Genomic DNA, 15,833 nt, shown 5'->3' with positions numbered 1-15,833 from the left:
TCCTCATCAGGGCGCGTCGCCAGCGACGGCCGCCGTCTGCACCGTGCGCCACCACGCCGTGTCCGCCCGCTCCCGCGTCGGCTCCACGGGGCGTCCCAGGACGGGCGTGAGCAGACTCACGCCCCGCTCGCGGGCCTCGGCCGCCAGCTCGTTCGCGGGCGCGTCCCAGGCGTGCAGCGCCAGGTTGAACGTCCCCCAGTGGATGGGCAGCAAGGCACGCCCCCGCACCATCTCATGCGCCTTCAGCGCCTGATGCGGCCCCAGGTGGATGCTCCCCCAGGACGGATGGAAGGCGCCCACCTCGAACATCGTGACGTCGAACGGACCGAAGCGGCGGCCCACCTCCGCGAACTCCTCCGTCAGCCCCGTGTCCCCGCTGAAGAAGACCCGGTGCCGCGGGCCCAGCAGCGTCCACGACGTCCAGGACGTGCTGTTGCGGTCCGTCAGGCCTCTACCGGAGAAGTGCTGCGCGGGCGTGGCCACCATGCGCAGGCGCCCCTCCCCCTCCCCCAGCGACACTTCCTGCCACCAGTCCAGCTCCACCACGCGCTCCGCCGGAACGCCCCACTTCTCCAGGTGCGCCCCCACGCCCAGCGGCACGTAGAACTTCACCTGACGCGGCACCAGCGCCCGGATGGTGGGCATGTCCAGGTGGTCGTAGTGGTCATGCGACAGCAGCACCGCGTCCACGTCCGGCAGCGACTCCAGCGGCAGCGGAGGCGGATGGAACCGCTTGGGCCCCGCGATGGTGGACGGCGACGCGCGCTCGCCCCAGATGGGGTCGGTGAGGATGCGGAAGCCGTCAAGCTCCACCAGCAGCGTGGAGTGGCCCAGCCACGTCACACGCAGGCCGCTCTCCGGCGGCTTCGCCAGCGCCGCGGCCACGTTCCGTTCCATGGGCAGCGCGGACGGTGGCGTGCGCTGCTGGGTGCCGAAGAGCAGCTCCTTCAACGTGCCCCAGTCCGGTGCATTCCGCGGCAGCGTGGCACCGGCGGTGTTGAGGAAGATGCCGTCCTGGTAGCGCGGCGAGGCCTTCATCCGCTCCAGGCGCGCCCCCTCCGCACGCGCGCCTAGAGACTGGAGGCCGTCCGTCGTCGTCCAGGCGAGGACGGCGCCAATCCCAGCGCCCAGCCCCACCACGCCCAGGGCATAGCGCCACAAGCTCCGCCGCGTCGGACGACCTCCAACCAGGAACACATTGCGCATGGCCCCAACGTGTAGCGCTCCCGTTGGGGCCGCGCCTGCGAAATCAGCAGCGGCGGGCCAACAACTACCGCCCGCTGGTGACCTTCAAGCCCACGATGGAGATAACCAGCAGCGACACGAAGAAGAGCCGCGCGGGCGTGGCGGGCTCATGGAAGAGCACGATGCCCATGATGGCCGCGCCCACCGCGCCAATGCCGACCCACACCCCGTAGGCCGTGCCAATGGGCAGGTTCTTCGTGGCGAGCCCCAGCAGCACCATGCTGGCGACGATGGCACCGCCCGTGAGGACGCTGGGTACCAGCCGAGTGAAGCCCTCGGTGTACTTGAGACCGATGGCCCAACAGACCTCGAGCAATCCCGCGATGACGAGGAGAATCCAGGACATGACGTACGACTCCCGTTGTCGCGTCGTCTTGTCCTGACCGGGTACGGCGCACCTCGTCCGGGCCAGGCGACCTCACCACGAGGGCGCCCGCTGCCCCTGTATAGAGGCCCCCTGTCCCCGGTTCAACTGGATCGCCGTGGCACGAGCCCTGCCGGGCAGCCACGCTCCGCGCCACCGCCCGCGGTGCTGGCGCACGGGCACGCGGCGCTCCGTCCCGCCGCCGCGATGACCATTCCCTCGGACCCGGGCGCCCCCCAGCTTGAAGAAACGCGCATGACTCGGACTGGATGACTGGCGCCCCCTTACCAGGTGGCCGGCCCGCGTGACTGAGTCGTCACCCGCGATGCGTGACATGACAACGAATGGGAGAAAGAGCGATGAAGGGACTATTGCTGGGGACAGCCTCGATGCTGGCCCTGTGGGGCTGCGCGAACAACGACGCCAACGAGCGGTCGGCCGCGTGGCAGGAGGCCCCCGACAGCACGGGTGAGTATTTCGAGCCCGCGGCGGAGAAGGAACGCGAGTCGAGAGCCGCGTCGGATGAGACGGTCTACGATGAGTCCGCCACGGGTGGCAGCGGGCAGTTTGAATCCGTGACGAACGAGTCAGGGACGTGGGACACGATGGAAGAGCCGGGTGGCGATGAGCCTCGAGTTCCGTCGAATCAAGAGCGCAATCTGCCCGAGGCGGACTCAGAGGTCATCGACGTAGGGCCGAACATCCCCTGCCCGTAGGGGTGGTGAGAGCGGGCCGAGTGCGCGCCGCCTCCAACAAGCACCCGAGGGAGGGCTCGCGGCGGAGCACGGCGGGTCCAGGTTGAACGGGGCGGCCCGCGGTCCCAGCTTCTGACGGAACAATTCCAGCCGTCGGAGGCACTCAAGATGAAACGAATCCAGGCACTGGTCGTGGCGGGCGCGGTGTGCGGAGGCGGTGCGGCCCTGGCGCAGGATGCGGCGAACATGCGGGGGCTCACCGTCACCGTGGGTGGCGGCGTGGAGGGCTACAGCGGTGGGCTGGCCCCCCGCCTCGACCCTGGCGCGGCCTACGGCGCCACGGCCACGCTCAAGCCGTCCACCGTGCTGGGCATCGAGGTGGGCTACACCGGCGCCATCAACAAGATCGACTTGCGCGGCCTGGAGGAACTGGCGCGAAACCCGGACATCGTCCGCAACGGTGGGCAGGCGGTGGCCACCATCGGCCTGACGGCGAGCCCCGTGCAGCCCTACCTCCTCGGCGGCATCGGCATGAACTGGTACAACGTCCGCCGGGGCGGCGAAGTGTTGGGCTACCGCGACGACACCGCCGGCGCCGTGCCGCTGGGCGCGGGGCTGCGCTTCTACACGGGCTCCTTCACCGCGGACCTGCGCGCCAACTACAACCTCCTCTTCGACCAGGAGCTCGTCCCCACGCTGCCCCCCGCGGAGAACCAGCCCGTGACAGACGTCACCTTCGCGGGAGGCTCCAGCTACAACGCCACGCTCAACGTCGGCGCCACGTTCTGAGCGCGCATCCGGATGACCGGGCCCGGAGCCACTCCGGGCCCGCGTCACCGCAGACCGTCGTGGATGAACTTGAGGACGGCGAGGAACTGCCGGTCCACCACCAGGAGCAGGACCAGCGGCGCCAGCGCCGAGCCCACCACGGCCTGCAGAGCCAGCAGGTCCCAGGGAAACAGGCGCATCTTCCGCGCCAGGGTGAAGGCCGTGCCGATGTCCGCCAGCGAGGACATCTCCGGCGCGCCCAGCAGCTCCGGCTCCGGTCCGCGCCGGAACCACTTGTGCTCGAACTGCCGCGAGTGCTTCGACGCGACCTTCGAGAAGGCCTCATCACCCAGGCGCTTCGCCCGCACGAGCTGGGGCACGAAGAAGCTCATCGGCGCGAACACCAGCACCACCGCGCCGGCCGCGATGACCACCAGCGGAATCACATAGGCCACGGGGTTGGCCGACAGGCCCTTGGGCTCCACCCGGGACGTGTACGCCGCCACCACCACGGCCAGGGAGAACACCACGGGCGAAAAGCTGGCTTGGCGGAGGGGCAGGAACCCGAGCCCGCCCATCAGGTCCGGATGTGTCGGCACCAGCGTCAATGGCAGTCGTGACACGCGCAGCAGGAAGCCGCTCCACACGACGCCGCGCCACAGCCACCGGAGCGCCAGGAACCGGAACAGGGGCTGGCTCACGGCCAGGTTCCACCAGCCCGCCATCGAATACCCATCACCGCTGAGGGTCCACGACCGGCTGGCGTCGGCGGGGGTGATGAACGTGAGCGCATACGCCAGGATGAGCAGCAGCGCCTCCACGACATAGCTGTCCCGCCACCGCATGGCCCGACGAGCACCTTCTTCGAACGTCTGAAGGCCATCCGCCGCCACCAGGTTTGAATCGAGGAACTGGCGAACCGCGACCGCCAGGCGGCCATCGATGTATGGCTCCGCGGCGAGGAGTACGGGCAGCGCGATCAACAACTGCGCATGGACCTGGAGCTCCTCGAACAGGGAGTTCACGGTCGCACCGCCCGACGGCAGCGTGAAGAGCAGCAGGGGCAGCCATCCAATCGCCGAGAAGGCCAGCGCCCGCCACACCAGGTCGTGGCGCTTGCGCGGGCCCCGCCGGAGCCGGCGCTCGGTCTCGAAGAGCAGCCCGCCCTTCACCAGGGAGAATTCGGCAATCGTCGAATGCGGGTCCATGAGGGCGCCGTCTCCACGGTGGGGATGCGTCCAGAAACGACAAGCGCCCCCGGACCGGGAGGCGCGGGCGCGGACACGAGGCCTACCCCCGAGGGCCGGATTGTTCCGTGCCGCGCGGCCCCCACGTTTCAAGCCGGGGCACGGCGCGCCCCTCCGTTCTCGCAGGGAAGGAGGCACGCACATGAGCATCGACGTCGTCGACGAAGTCGCGGCCCAGGGCGGCCGGCCGCTCGAGGGCGGCACGGCGCAGGAAGCTCGCTCGCTGCCGGGCATGGTCTACATCCCCGGCGGGACGTTCTGGATGGGCTCGGACCACCACTACCCGGAGGAGCGGCCGACGCATCAGGTGACGGTGACGGACTTCTGGATGGACAGCCAGTTGGTGACGAACGCGGACTTCGCGCGCTTCGTGGAGGCCACCGGCTACGTCACCGTGGCCGAGCGCCCCTTGAACCCCGACGACTTTCCCGGCGCGAATCCGGCGCTGCTCGTCCCGGGCTCGCTCGTCTTCAAGAAGACGCTGGCGCGCGTGGACCTGCGGGACTTGACGCAGTGGTGGTTCTACACGGCGGGCGCCTGCTGGAAGCACCCTGAAGGCCCGGACAGCACCTGGCAGGGACGCGAGCAGTACCCGGTGGTGCACGTCTGCTTCGAGGACGCGCTCGCCTATGCGCAATGGGCGGGCAAGGCGCTGCCCACCGAGGCGGAGTGGGAGTACGCCGCGCGCGGAGGCCTGGAGCGGAAGGTGTACGTCTGGGGCGACGAGTTCGCGCCGGGGGGCAAGCTGATGGCCAACACCTGGCAGGGCGAGTTCCCCTGGCGGAACCTGAACACGGACGGCTTCGAGGGCACCTCCCCCGTGGGCAGCTTCCCACCGAACGCCTTCGGCCTCTTCGACATGGCCGGCAACGTGTGGGAGTGGACCGTGGACTGGTACCAGGAGCGGCACGAGAGCCACGGCGGGAAGCCCTGCTGCATCCCCGTCAATCCCCGGGGGCCGTCCACGGCGGATCGCAGCCTGGACCCCTGCCTGCCGAAGGTGAAGATTCCCCGGCGCGTCCTCAAGGGCGGCAGCCACCTGTGCGCGCCGAACTACTGCCTGCGCTACCGCCCGGCGGCACGCTCACCCCAGGCCGTGGACAGCGGCACGTCGCACATCGGGTTCCGCTGCGTCGTCCGTCCCTGAGCCGCCTACAGCTCCAGGACAATCTTCCCGAAGCTGGCATTGGACTCCATGCGCCGGTGCGCGTCCGCCACGCGCTCCAGCGGAAACGTGGAGTCGATGATGGGCCGCACCCGCCCCGCCTCCAGCTCTGGCAGCCACCGCTCGCGGAAGCGGCGCGTGACGGCCACCTTTTCCTCCAGGGGCAGCGGGCGCAGTGACATGCCGCGAAGCTGGAGCCGGCGCAGGATGGCCTGCCGCACGTCCAGCGCGCCCTCCATCCCGTCCAGCACGCCCAGCAGGAGCAGGCAGCCGCCGAACTTCAACACGGACAGGTTCCGCGCCAGCGCCGCGCCGCCCACGACGTCCGCCACCAAGTCCACCCCCGCGCCTCCCGTGAGGACGGGCAGCTCCCGCGCGAAGTCCTGCTCGGTGCGCAGCACGCCCGCCTCACCGCCCAGGGCCAGGCAGCGGCGGCGCTTCTCCTCGGTGCTCACCGTGAAGAACACCCGCGCGCCCACCGCGCGGGCCACCTGGATGCACGCGGTGCCAACGCCGCTGCCCCCCGCATGGATGAGCACCGCCTGTCCCGCGCGCAGGCCGCCCAGCTCCAGCAAGGCTTCGTGCGCGGTGAAGAAGGCCTCCGGCGTCGCCGCCGCCTCCACGAAGCGCCAGCCCGCTGGCATGGGGATGGCCATCCCCGCCTCCATGAGGCATGCGTCCGCGTAGCCGCCGCCATCCACCAATCCGAAGACACGCTGGCCGGGTTCGAAGCCGTGCACCTCCTCGCCGCACGCCTCCACCTCGCCCGCGACCTCCACGCCAATCAACGGACTGGCCACCCCCGGAGGCAGCGGATAGGCCCCGCTGCGCTGGAGGATGTCTCCGCGATTGAGGGCGGCCGCGCGCACCCGGACGCGGAGCTGACGCGGGCCCGGCACCGGACGCGGCAGCTCACACAGCCGGAAGACCTCCGGCCCGCCGGGCCTGTCCTGCGTCACCGCGCGCATCACCGCGTCAGTAGTTCGCATCCACGTCCACGCTGTGCTTCTTGAGCGGCACCAGGAACGAGCGCTCGAACGTCATGAACACGGTGCCGTCCGCCTTCACGCCCTTCGTCTCCACGGAGACGATGCCCTGCGTTCCACGGGAGCGGGACCTGCGCTTGGCCAGCACGCGGCTCTCCGCGTAGATGGTGTCCCCCACGAAGACGGGCGCCGTCAGCCGGACCTTGTCCCAGCCGAGGTTCGCCACGCCCTTCGCGCTGGTGCTGTTGAGGCTCATGCCGCCGACGATGGCCAGCGTCACCAGGCTGGACATCAGCGGCCTCTGCCACTCCGTCTTGCTGGCATACACCGCGTCGATGTGCAGCGGATGCGTGTTGAGGCACAGCAGGGACTGCCACATGTTGTCCACGTCGGTGAGTGTGCGCCCGGGCCGGTGCTCGAACACGTCCCCCACCTCGAAGTCGTCGAAGTAGAGGCCGTGCGTCTCGCGGTAGCGCTGCTTGCCCACCTTCTTGTGGGCGGTGATCATCTTCTTCATGTGTCTCCTGTCCTGGCGCCCTGTCGCCGCGGCGTGGACTCCAGCTCCTCCATCCGGTGTTCGTTGGCCAGGACCCGCCGCGCCGCCGCCACCAGCGGTGGCCCCACCATGCCGTTGCCCAGGCGCCGGATGCCGCCCTTCCCGTCCTCCGCTTGCGCCACCACGCGGCGCGCGTGGTCCACTGAGCGCGCGCACGGACGCAGGGCCCGGTGGACGGCGGCCACCTGGGCCGGGTGGATGACAATCTTCCCGCCGAACCCCAGCGCCCGGGCGCGGCGCGTCTCCTCCTCCGCCGCGTCCAGGTCCGCCAGGTCGAAGTACGGTGAGTCGATGGCGGACAGCCCCGCCGCCCCCGCCGCCATGGCGATGCGCGCGCGCGCGTACAGCATGGGCTCCCACGTCAGCGGGATTCCCAGCTGCGCGGACAGGTCGGCCGCGCCGAACACGAGCCCCTGGAGCCGCGGCGTTGCGCTCGCGATGTCCTCCACCGAGGCCACGCCCCGAGACGTCTCGATGATGGCCAGCAGCGCCACGTCCGGCAGCCGGGGACTCAGCAGCGCGTCGAGTTGTTGCAGCTCGGCGGGTGACTCCACCTTGGGAAGCAGGACGATGTCGGGCCGGGCCCCCGTGTCCAGCAGGGCCAACACGTCCCGGAGCCCGTCCTCCGTGCGCAGGCTGTTGATTCGCAACGCCATGGGGCGCGAGCGGCGGCCTCGCGCCAGGTGCTCGGTGGCCAGGTGGCGTGCCTCGGGCTTGAAGGCCCTGGGCACGCCGTCCTCCAGGTCGAGCAACCCTACATCCGCGCCCACCTCGCCCGCCTTGTCGAAGCGCGTCGGCTCCAGCGCGGGCGTCACCAGCATGGACCTGCAAGCCATGGACAACGGCATGACGCCACCTCCACTCACTCAGGCTGTGGGTTCGGAAATCTCCCGCACGGCGTCGCACAAACGCCGCACGTCCGCCTGCGACAGGTTGGACCGCAACATGATGCGCAGGCCCGCGCGTCCCTTCGGGACGATGGGGAAGAACACCGCCGACGAATAGAACCCGCGCTCCAGCAGCCGCCGCGAGCGCTCCACCGCGACGTCCTCCGGGCCCACGTCGATGACCTTGATGGGGAAGTCCTCGCCCGCGGTCCGCGTCGGGATGTGCTCGTCGAAGCGCCGGATGTTGGCGCGCAGGGCCTGCTGCCGCTTCGCCAGCTCCGGCGTGCCGTGGATGCGCGCGGAGGCCATGCTGGCGCCAATGGCGGGAATGGACAGGCTCTGCGACCAGCCCAGCGGCCCGGCGAAGCGCCCCACCAGGTCCGCGTGCTGGCTCGGCCCGAGCATGACGGCGCCACCCGCGGTGCCGAAGCCCTTCCCCAGCGACGCGATGATGATGGTGCGCGGGTTCAGCTCGCTCCCTGCCAGCGTCCGCACGAAGCCCTCCCCCGCCGCGCCGTAGACGGAGAGCGCGTGGGAGTCATCGAAGTACAGGAACAGGCCGTAGCGGTCCTGGAGCGCGAGCAGCTCCTTCACCACCGCCGCGCCGCCCATCGAATAGAAGCCGTCCGCGACGTAGGCCACGCGCGCGTGCTTGCGGCAGGCGTCCTCGAGGAACTCGAGGTCGTTGTGTGGCGACGTCAGCACCTCCGTCTCGTCCGCGCAGATGGGCTTGATGAGGTTCATGGAGAAGTGCGCGGACTTGTCGAAGACCATGACGGGCCGCTGGCCCTCCGGCAGCAGGTGTCCGGACGCGATGAGCGGCAGCATGCCCGCGCTGGCGTAGCTCGCCGTGGTGGTGACGATGACCTTCGAGCGCCAGAGCGTGGACAGCCTCGCTTCGAGCTCGTCCAGGATGGCCAGCCGGATGCGCAGCCGGGAGATGGCCATGTCCATGGTGCGCTCGCGCTGGAGCACGTCGATGGCGCCCTGGAGCACCTCGGGCTCGGCGTCCAGGCCCAGGTAGGAACACGAGCACATGTTGATGAACTCGCGGCCGTCCGGCAGCGCGAGCGTGCCATGCCCCGTGTTGTGCACCGCCAGGTCCAACAGCCCCGCTTCCTTCGCCGCCTGGAAGGACGGGTTGCCGTGGACAATCATCGACTCGCTGTTGCGGTACCGGTTCTTCCCTTCCATCGACGCCTCCTTCAAGAGCGCGGGTCGACCATGTTCTGACTATTCACGCCTTCCTGGGAAGGCCAGCCCATGAATTGCTCACGAGCCATCGTTCGCGCGCACAACGGCAGTGGAAACTTGGAGCCAGAGCCCGGGTGCCGGTTTGACCCGCCCATGTTGGTGAGCCTGCCTGGCAAGGAACCGGGCATGCGAGCAACGCGGCCCATGAAGGCACACGGGAGTTGTGGCTGTCGCTCGTGGGGCGCTCCAACGCCGAGGTCGAACTCGCGTCACCTGCGACGAAAGAACGTGTGAGGGCGGCGAGACATTCGCCCGCTTCACAACCAGGAGCGTACCCAATGACGTGCAGGCACTGGCGCTGGCGTGTCGCCACCACCCAGCGGGAGCTCGATGACGTGGCTCGCATCCGCTGGGCTGTCTTTGGCGGAGAAATGGGACTGCTGCCCGAGCAGTCCGCGCTGTCTCGGCGGGAGGTGACCTGCGTCGACACGCTCGACACCACGGTGCACGTGCTCGTCTACGCCGGCGACGAGCCGGTGGCGACCATGCGAGTGGCGTTGCCCAACGCGGAGGTGGCGGCGAACCTGGGTGGGAAGGTGGGGCTCGAGATGGAGCAGCAAGTGGACCTCTCGGGCCTGCTCCAGCCGGACAGGCTGTTCGCGGAGCCCTCGCGCTTCTGCGTGTTGCCAAAGTGGCGGCGCTCGGAGGCCGTTACGTGGCTGCAGGCGGGCATGTACACGGAGAGCCGGCGGCGCGGGGTGACGCACTGGATTGCGTCCGCGAACCTGGAGACGGACTCGCCCGAGGACGCCCTCCTCTCATGGAAGGTGGCGGCCCGCCGGGGATGGCTGAGTCCGCACTGGCGTGTGGCCGTGCCCGACCCGAGGCGGGCCCCGGTGCGTCCCCGCAGTCCCTTCTACACGCCGGAGGAGCGGGCGAAGGCGGCGCAGGGGCTGTTGGACGGGCTGCGGCTGCCCAGGGCGCCTACGCTCTTCGCCAGGACGATGGGGGCGCGCTTCATCGCAGAGCCGCTCTACGACACGTATTTCCAGTGGTTCACGTTGCCGCTCGTCATGGCGCTCGCTGAAATCCCGGCGGACTCCGTGGCGCGCTTCCACGCGTTGGAAAACAGCGCGAGTCCCGCCGCCTAGAACGGGGCGGTTCCTCCCTTCCTTTACCTTCAACACGCGGCGACCGGGAGCCCCACGGGCACCGGACAGGAGACGTACGTGCGAACACAGGCGGAGAATCACACCGGAACGAATTGGTTGGCGGCGCTGGACGCGGAGGCGCGAGGACTGGTGGCGGCGGTGGATGCGCAGCCCGACGCCCGCCGCCTCCTCGACGGCACGCTCGATACGGCGGGCTACATCCACTACCTCGTCCAGACGTACCACTACGCCCGCTGGAGCACGCCGATCCTCCGCGAGGCGGGCGAGCGGCTGAAGCGGCTGGGCCGGCACCCGGAGCTGGCGGAGCTACTGATCCAGAAGGCGGAGGAGGAGCGAGGGCACGACCGGTGGCTGCTGTCGGACCTGAAGAACCTGGGGTGCCCGGAGGAGTCCGTGGAGACGGCGGCGCGGAGCCCGGCGGTGGAGGCCTATACGGGGTGGAACTTCTTCACGTCCCGCGCGGGCGTGCCGACGGCCGCGTTGGGGACCTCGTACGTGCTGGAGTACCTGTCGCAGACGCGGGCGGGCATTTGGGCCGAGCGACTGAAGGAGGTGGCCGCCATTCCCAACATCCACAAGTCCGTGACGTTCCTGCGCAGCCATGGGGCCCTGGACGGAGACCACGTGGCGGAGATGGCGCGGCTCCTCGGGCGGCTGACGGAGCCGGAGGACCAGGAGGCAATCCTCTTGTCGGCCCGCGTCGCCCGGAACGTCTACCCGTGCATCTTCCGTGAGGGCGGCGCCTCCGGCCTACCCCTCGGGAGGTAGAGACAACCGCGCGCAAGCTGGGGGAACCTCCCGTTTGAATCCTTGCATTCGGGAGGCGCCTTTCCATGCGGTCCCTCACGACATCTTCCGCTCGACGCGAGGGCGCGCAGGCCGGCTCACACCGGCCTGTTGAGGTGGGCTGCCTGGTAGAGGAAATCGGCACGGCCATCGACGCCCAGCTTGTCGAAGAGGTTTCGCACGTGAGCCTTCACCGTCTGGCCCGAGATATTGAGTTCATCGGCGATCTGTCCGTTGGACCAGTTTCGAAGCACGCCCCTCGCGATGTCGAGCTCGCGGGGCGTGAGCGCGCGCTGCATGTCCAAGGGGAGTGGGATGGAGTGGGGAAGCTCGGACAGCAGGAGGGCCCATTGCCGAGGTCCATCACCAGCGGGCAGCTCAACGAACCGGCACGTGCGGTAGCCATCGGGATGGTTGATGACCCAGAGGTTCTTCCCGACCCGCGAGTCCGCGTCCATTCGAATCAGTGCGTCCAACTGCTCCTTGAGGACGCGAGGCAGCCCGGAGGCGTGGAAGTCCGAAGGGGTGAACCAGCGCTCCAGCAGGGCGGTGGCGTGCGAGGAGCGAGACACCTCGTGCGTGGGAGGCTCCAAGACAAGGAAGGCGGAGTCCTTGCGCTGGTAGCTCTCTTGAAGCACCTGGGTGCGGGCGGTCAGGTCATGGTAGTCGTGGCAGGTGCCCAGGGTGCCCGCCATGTGCCTGGTCAGGCTGGAGAGGGCGGTGATGCTCTGGGAGGAGAAAGGAGACCGCTCGTGCCGGTAGAACGCGAGGGCGCCGACGAGGCCGGGGCGGATGGGCAAGAGGACGGCCAGGATGTGTTCCAGGCACGGCTCCAGTTCCAGGCTGCGTTGGTAGATGAGGGTTCGTTCGTACTCCCCGCGGGAGAGAAGCTGCGTATCGCAGATGGGCACTCCGGGCCGGGCGAGGATGGGGGCCCGGAGGAAGTCATGTTCGACCACGCCGGCATACTCCTCGAGAATGGGGATAGGAGGGCCCGGGACGTGCCATCGGAAGTCGAACGAAGGCCCGACGCGCATGAGGCACAGGGCCACGGAGTCGGCCTGGACGAACTCGAGAAGCGGCGCTCGCGTCTTTTCAAGGACCTTCGAAAGGGATGGCGAGCCGTTACAGAGGGCCTCGGTGACCCTGTCCCGGGCCATGAGTTCGCGAGCGTTGAAGTCCATTGGGTTGAACATCCGCCTCTCCTTGTCAGACAACTCCGTGGGATGTGCGGGGATGTCCTCCGTCCATAGCCCCGGACTGAAAATCTGTCCCTCACCCTGCCGACACGATCGCGGAGTTGTGCGCGGCCCGCGCGCCCATTCCGAAGGCCGAGGAGGGCCGCTGACGAGGCCGGCCGGGTTGTGCCCCGGCCAGTCAAGAGGCCGCGTTAGCGCCCCAAGCCCAGTTTACCCACCCGGCGAGAACATGAAGGGATACACGACCGTCATGGGCCCGCCCTCGGGTTCCGGGAAGCTCAGACCGTAGAAGGCACGAACGGTGCACGAAACGACCCCATGATCCGGCATGTCCGAGCCCGCGTCCTCAGCTTGGTTCACTGCCCCATCGCGACCGATGACGAAACGAACGGACACGCTCCCCTGGAGGTCCGGGTTGTTCCTGAGGCCATTCTCGTAGCAAAGGCGGAAGCGCCCGTAGTTTTGTCTGATGATGCGTTGAATGACCTCCGGCGGGAGCCTTCCGGCGGCATCCATCGACACCTCGGAGCTGATTGACAGACCGGACGGGTGCTCTTCGACGCGAGCGAGCCCCGGCGGGTTGTCTGGAGTTGTTTCGCTTTCGCTGTTTCCTTCAAAACGCGGGGCGTTGTCTTTCGAACTCATGACGAGGAATCCTAGGTTCCGGATGGGACATGCGTCAATCATCAGCCTCGGCTGAAGCGCTCCGCGAGAGTTCCTCCTCGGAGAAGATACACTTCATCCACATGGAATCCTCACGGGGTGACTCACCACCCGGCGGAGAAGGTCTTGCGACGTTGTCGCGGCGCTTCCGCTCGCCGCGACTTCACCCCTATCGTGTCACCCGCGATGAACCAGAGAATCACAGGCTTCCACCTCGACCGGGAAGCCCACTGGGTGGCTGACCTCGAGTGTGGCCACCGGCAGCACATGCGCCATGAACCGCCTTGGATGGTGCGCCCCTGGGTCCTCTCCGAGGACGGGAGGCGCAGCCGCCTCGGTGTCGAGCTCGATTGCAAGCGCTGTGACGAAGCAGGGCGCGCGGTCGCCGAGGCGGTTCGCGAAGCGCTGCGGACGGTGGCCCTGCGGGCCTATGAGGACGGCGGCATGAGCGGGCTCTGCGCCGAGGGCCGATGGGCGCTTGCCCTGGACGCGCTCGGTGCGGCCGACCTGCGCCCTGTCATCCGGCGCGCGCTTGCCCCTGAGCGCGGGGAGGGAGCCCTCGTGAGTGCCCGCATGATTCTCCGTCCCCTCCTCCCTGAAGACGCCAGCGCCATTCAGCGTCTGGCGGGTGACCGCGAGGTGGCGGCGAACGCGGCGGGAATTCCGCATCCGTTCGAAGACGGCATGGCGGAAGCCTGGATTGCCTCGCTGGATGCACGCTCCCATGTCTTCGCGCTCGGCCATTCCGAGTCCGGCGAGTTCATGGGCGTGGCCGGGCTGGTGAAAGCCGACGAGGAGCGCCCTCGCACGGCCGAGCTCTCGTACTGGCTCGGCCGCGCATACTGGGGGCAGGGCTTTGGCACGGAGGCCGCACAGGCCCTGGTCCGCTACGGCTTCGAGACGCTCGGGCTGGAATCCCTCCATGCCAACTGTTTCACCCGCAACCCCGGCTCCCGGCGTGTGCTGGAGAAGGCCGGCTTTCGCCACGCTGGCCACCAGGCGCGCGCGCTCCGCCATCTAGGGCAGGACGAGGACCTCGAGCACTTCATCCAGGAGCGAAGGGACTTCCGGAACGAATAGCGCATTGGCGCCGGAGCCCAGGCTCCACGCGGCCCCCGGGGCAGGCCTGATGCGTTTTCTCGGGGTCGGATTTGAAGAAGGGTCGTCGGGTCGCGGGGTTGCGCGCGGGAGGGGTGAGCGGATTCGTGCACCACCTGACGGGTGCCCTGGATGATCGCCCCCTGGCGGGTGGGTTGTGCTCGAAACTGAGCGCGGCAGCCGGAGGCGGAGGGACGGGGCCGGCGAGCCCCATCCCCCCTATGCCCCGCTCCGCGAGACGCGTGGACCGGGGCGAGAAGGAGTCGAGCATGGGTGGACTTCGAGGACAACAGCGGCGCGTGCTGCGACAGGCGCGCCTGCAGTGGGATGACGCGGTGAGGGACCCGCGAGACGCGCGTGGCACCCGCCATGAGCACCTGGGCCTGTTGGGGCTGGTGGTGGCTGGCTTCGCGGTGGGCAAGAAAGGGTTGAAGCAGGCCGCGCAGCTGGCGGGGGATGTGGGAGCGCGGACGCGCAAGCGACTGGAGTTGCCGCATTCGGTGAGGGGCTCGACGCTCTGGCGTCTGCTGCGCAAGCAGCAGACGGACGGCCTGCGGGAGACGTTGAGGGCCCAGGCGTGCGAGGTGCTGGAGGATTCGAGCGCCCCCCGCCTGCCATTTCCCTTGGGCGTGGTGAGCGTGGACGGCAAGAGCCTGTGGACGACGCACCAGGGCGAGGTGGAGGGGCTGGAGGCCGTCGCCAACGACGAGGAGGGCCGCGCACTGTGGCGACTGGGCGCGCTGCGGGCCGTGCTCACCAGTGCGCTGGCGGCGCCCTGCCTGGACTTGGAATTCATCGGAGCCAAGGAGGGTGAGTCTCCGGCCTTCCGGCAGTTGCTTCCGCGGGTGGTGGAAGCCTTTGGCGAGCACTTTGGGGTGGTGACGGCCGACGCGGGGCTGACGGCCGCGCAGAATGCAGCCTTGGTGCGAGAGCTGGGCAAGCACTACTGTTTCGGGTTGAAGGCCAACCAGCCCACCCTTCACGAGTACGCCATGCGGGCCATCGCCTCCAAGCAGTGCCCAGCCCGCTCGCGCACCGAGGAGCGGGCGCATGGGCAGACAGTGGTGCGCGAGTTGTGGACGCACGCGCTGACGCCCGACGAGGTGGACTTCCTGGAGCGCGCACGTTGCTGCTGGTGCGTCAGCAGCACTGGGACGACGAGGACAACCTCCGGGCGGAGGACTACCGCTACTTCGTCACCTCGCTGGACACCACCGTCTTCAACTTCCACCAACTGCTGCGGCTGGTGCGGGTGCACTGGGGCATTGAGAATCGCCACAACTGGACGCTGGACGTGGTGCTGGGCGAGGACGCGCGCCAGCCCTGCCGCCCAACGCGCACGGCCCTGGAGGTGGTGGCCTGGCTGCGGGCGATGGCCTTCAATCTGCTCGCCTGCTTCAGAACGCGTCTGCCTCCGCAAGGCCGTCACCTCGTGGAGTGGACACGCGCGTGCGAGCTGCTGCGCGACAGCCTCGTCCATGGACGACGACAGACGGCATTGGCCACACCGGACTGAGGGCTCGCCGGCCCTCCCTCCGCTTCTGGCCGCCACTCTCCTCCATGCGCACGGCGCCCCGGCCGAACGGCGAAGCTTTGCCGCACCGCGCCTCACTCTCACGCGGCCTCCTCACGAAATCGCAGACACCCGAGAACGCATCAGGCCTGGCCCCCGGGGCGGCCCGCCCGATGCCCGAAAAGAGAGACGCCAGGACCCCGGCGACCCAAGTCGTCCGGCATCCTGGCTTCTCTTCAACTCAGTGTCCCCGCGAATAGGCCTTCAACCCAAGCCTCCGCCAGGGCTACGGCCG

At 69.1% G+C, this 15,833-nt stretch carries 16 protein-coding genes, 1 pseudogene and 1 riboswitch; of the genes and pseudogenes, 8 read left to right on the top strand and 9 right to left on the bottom strand.

Annotation, left to right across the window (positions count from 1 at the left end):
• Positions 1-6: 6 nt before the first annotated feature.
• Together KGD87_RS07525 and sugE are read right to left on the bottom strand one after the other, a co-directional pair.
• Positions 7-1,206 carry an MBL fold metallo-hydrolase gene (locus KGD87_RS07525; protein WP_284666795.1) on the bottom strand — a complete coding sequence of 400 codons (1,200 nt, stop codon included), beginning with the start codon at positions 1,204-1,206 and terminating at the stop codon, positions 7-9.
• Positions 1,207-1,270: 64 nt separating this feature from the next.
• Entirely contained in the window at positions 1,271-1,591 is a 321-nt protein-coding gene (gene sugE, locus KGD87_RS07520) for a quaternary ammonium compound efflux SMR transporter SugE (RefSeq protein ID WP_163782000.1), read from the bottom strand.
• 17 nt (positions 1,592-1,608) lie between these two features.
• A riboswitch (guanidine-III (ykkC-III) riboswitch) is annotated at positions 1,609-1,672 on the bottom strand.
• Between the two features lie 296 nt (positions 1,673-1,968).
• Here sugE and KGD87_RS07515 point away from each other — a divergent pair.
• The gene (locus KGD87_RS07515; RefSeq protein ID WP_284666794.1) at positions 1,969-2,325 is read left to right on the top strand and encodes a hypothetical protein; all 357 of its coding nucleotides are present in this window, start codon (positions 1,969-1,971) and stop codon (positions 2,323-2,325) included.
• Between the two features lie 147 nt (positions 2,326-2,472).
• On the top strand, positions 2,473-3,093 hold the full coding sequence (locus KGD87_RS07510; protein WP_284666793.1) for a hypothetical protein: 621 nt from the start codon (positions 2,473-2,475) through the stop codon (positions 3,091-3,093).
• A 44-nt stretch (positions 3,094-3,137) separates the two neighbouring features.
• Here KGD87_RS07510 and KGD87_RS07505 read toward each other — a convergent pair whose 3' ends face one another.
• Positions 3,138-4,280 carry a hypothetical protein gene (locus tag KGD87_RS07505; protein ID WP_284666792.1) on the bottom strand — a complete coding sequence of 381 codons (1,143 nt, stop codon included), beginning with the start codon at positions 4,278-4,280 and terminating at the stop codon, positions 3,138-3,140.
• Positions 4,281-4,461: 181 nt separating this feature from the next.
• Between KGD87_RS07505 and KGD87_RS07500 the strand changes: the two genes are divergently transcribed.
• On the top strand, positions 4,462-5,466 hold the full coding sequence (locus tag KGD87_RS07500) for a formylglycine-generating enzyme family protein (RefSeq protein WP_284666791.1): 1,005 nt from the start codon (positions 4,462-4,464) through the stop codon (positions 5,464-5,466).
• A 5-nt stretch (positions 5,467-5,471) separates the two neighbouring features.
• Here KGD87_RS07500 and KGD87_RS07495 read toward each other — a convergent pair whose 3' ends face one another.
• The 4 genes from KGD87_RS07495 to KGD87_RS07480 are packed head-to-tail and all read right to left on the bottom strand — an operon-like array spanning position 5,472 to position 9,107.
• Positions 5,472-6,473 carry an NAD(P)H-quinone oxidoreductase gene (locus KGD87_RS07495; protein WP_284666790.1) on the bottom strand — a complete coding sequence of 334 codons (1,002 nt, stop codon included), beginning with the start codon at positions 6,471-6,473 and terminating at the stop codon, positions 5,472-5,474.
• A complete protein-coding gene (locus tag KGD87_RS07490; RefSeq protein ID WP_284666789.1) occupies positions 6,460-6,987 on the bottom strand; it encodes a MaoC/PaaZ C-terminal domain-containing protein in 528 nt (175 codons plus the stop codon). Before KGD87_RS07490 ends, KGD87_RS07495 begins: the two co-directional genes overlap by 14 nt.
• Positions 6,984-7,874 (bottom strand): aldolase/citrate lyase family protein, encoded by an 891-nt coding sequence (locus KGD87_RS07485; RefSeq protein WP_284666788.1) that lies wholly within the window; start codon positions 7,872-7,874, stop codon positions 6,984-6,986. Before KGD87_RS07485 ends, KGD87_RS07490 begins: the two co-directional genes overlap by 4 nt.
• Positions 7,875-7,892: 18 nt before the next feature.
• Complete coding sequence (locus KGD87_RS07480; RefSeq protein WP_284666787.1) at positions 7,893-9,107, bottom strand: aminotransferase class I/II-fold pyridoxal phosphate-dependent enzyme; 1,215 nt, start codon at positions 9,105-9,107, stop codon at positions 7,893-7,895.
• Positions 9,108-9,445: 338 nt separating this feature from the next.
• Between KGD87_RS07480 and KGD87_RS07475 the strand changes: the two genes are divergently transcribed.
• A complete protein-coding gene (locus KGD87_RS07475) occupies positions 9,446-10,258 on the top strand; it encodes a GNAT family N-acetyltransferase (protein ID WP_284666786.1) in 813 nt (270 codons plus the stop codon).
• A 78-nt stretch (positions 10,259-10,336) separates the two neighbouring features.
• Positions 10,337-11,047: an iron-containing redox enzyme family protein gene (locus KGD87_RS07470; RefSeq protein WP_284666785.1), complete on the top strand. Its 711-nt coding sequence runs from the start codon at positions 10,337-10,339 to the stop codon at positions 11,045-11,047.
• 116 nt (positions 11,048-11,163) lie between these two features.
• On the opposite strand, the gene KGD87_RS07465 is transcribed toward KGD87_RS07470, so the two are convergent.
• Positions 11,164-12,261, bottom strand: coding sequence for a helix-turn-helix transcriptional regulator (locus tag KGD87_RS07465; protein WP_284666784.1), 1,098 nt, complete (start codon positions 12,259-12,261; stop codon positions 11,164-11,166).
• 213 nt (positions 12,262-12,474) lie between these two features.
• Positions 12,475-12,909, bottom strand: coding sequence for an AgmX/PglI C-terminal domain-containing protein (locus tag KGD87_RS07460; protein WP_284666783.1), 435 nt, complete (start codon positions 12,907-12,909; stop codon positions 12,475-12,477).
• Positions 12,910-13,113: 204 nt separating this feature from the next.
• Between KGD87_RS07460 and KGD87_RS07455 the strand changes: the two are divergent.
• The 3 genes and pseudogenes from KGD87_RS07455 to KGD87_RS07445 all read left to right on the top strand — a co-directional run.
• Positions 13,114-13,284: pseudogene (locus KGD87_RS07455) on the top strand (DUF3565 domain-containing protein); the annotation flags it as partial.
• Between the two features lie 57 nt (positions 13,285-13,341).
• Positions 13,342-14,007 (top strand): GNAT family N-acetyltransferase, encoded by a 666-nt coding sequence (locus tag KGD87_RS07450; RefSeq protein WP_284668596.1) that lies wholly within the window; start codon positions 13,342-13,344, stop codon positions 14,005-14,007.
• Between the two features lie 1,144 nt (positions 14,008-15,151).
• A complete protein-coding gene (locus KGD87_RS07445; RefSeq protein ID WP_350101691.1) occupies positions 15,152-15,541 on the top strand; it encodes a hypothetical protein in 390 nt (129 codons plus the stop codon).
• Positions 15,542-15,833: the final 292 nt, after the last annotated feature.

The organism is Myxococcus sp. SDU36, from assembly GCF_030168875.1.
Classification (GTDB): domain Bacteria; phylum Myxococcota; class Myxococcia; order Myxococcales; family Myxococcaceae; genus Myxococcus; species Myxococcus vastator.
The sequence above is the reverse complement of the archived record's forward strand: the minus strand, read 5'-3'. Positions and strand labels throughout refer to the sequence as shown.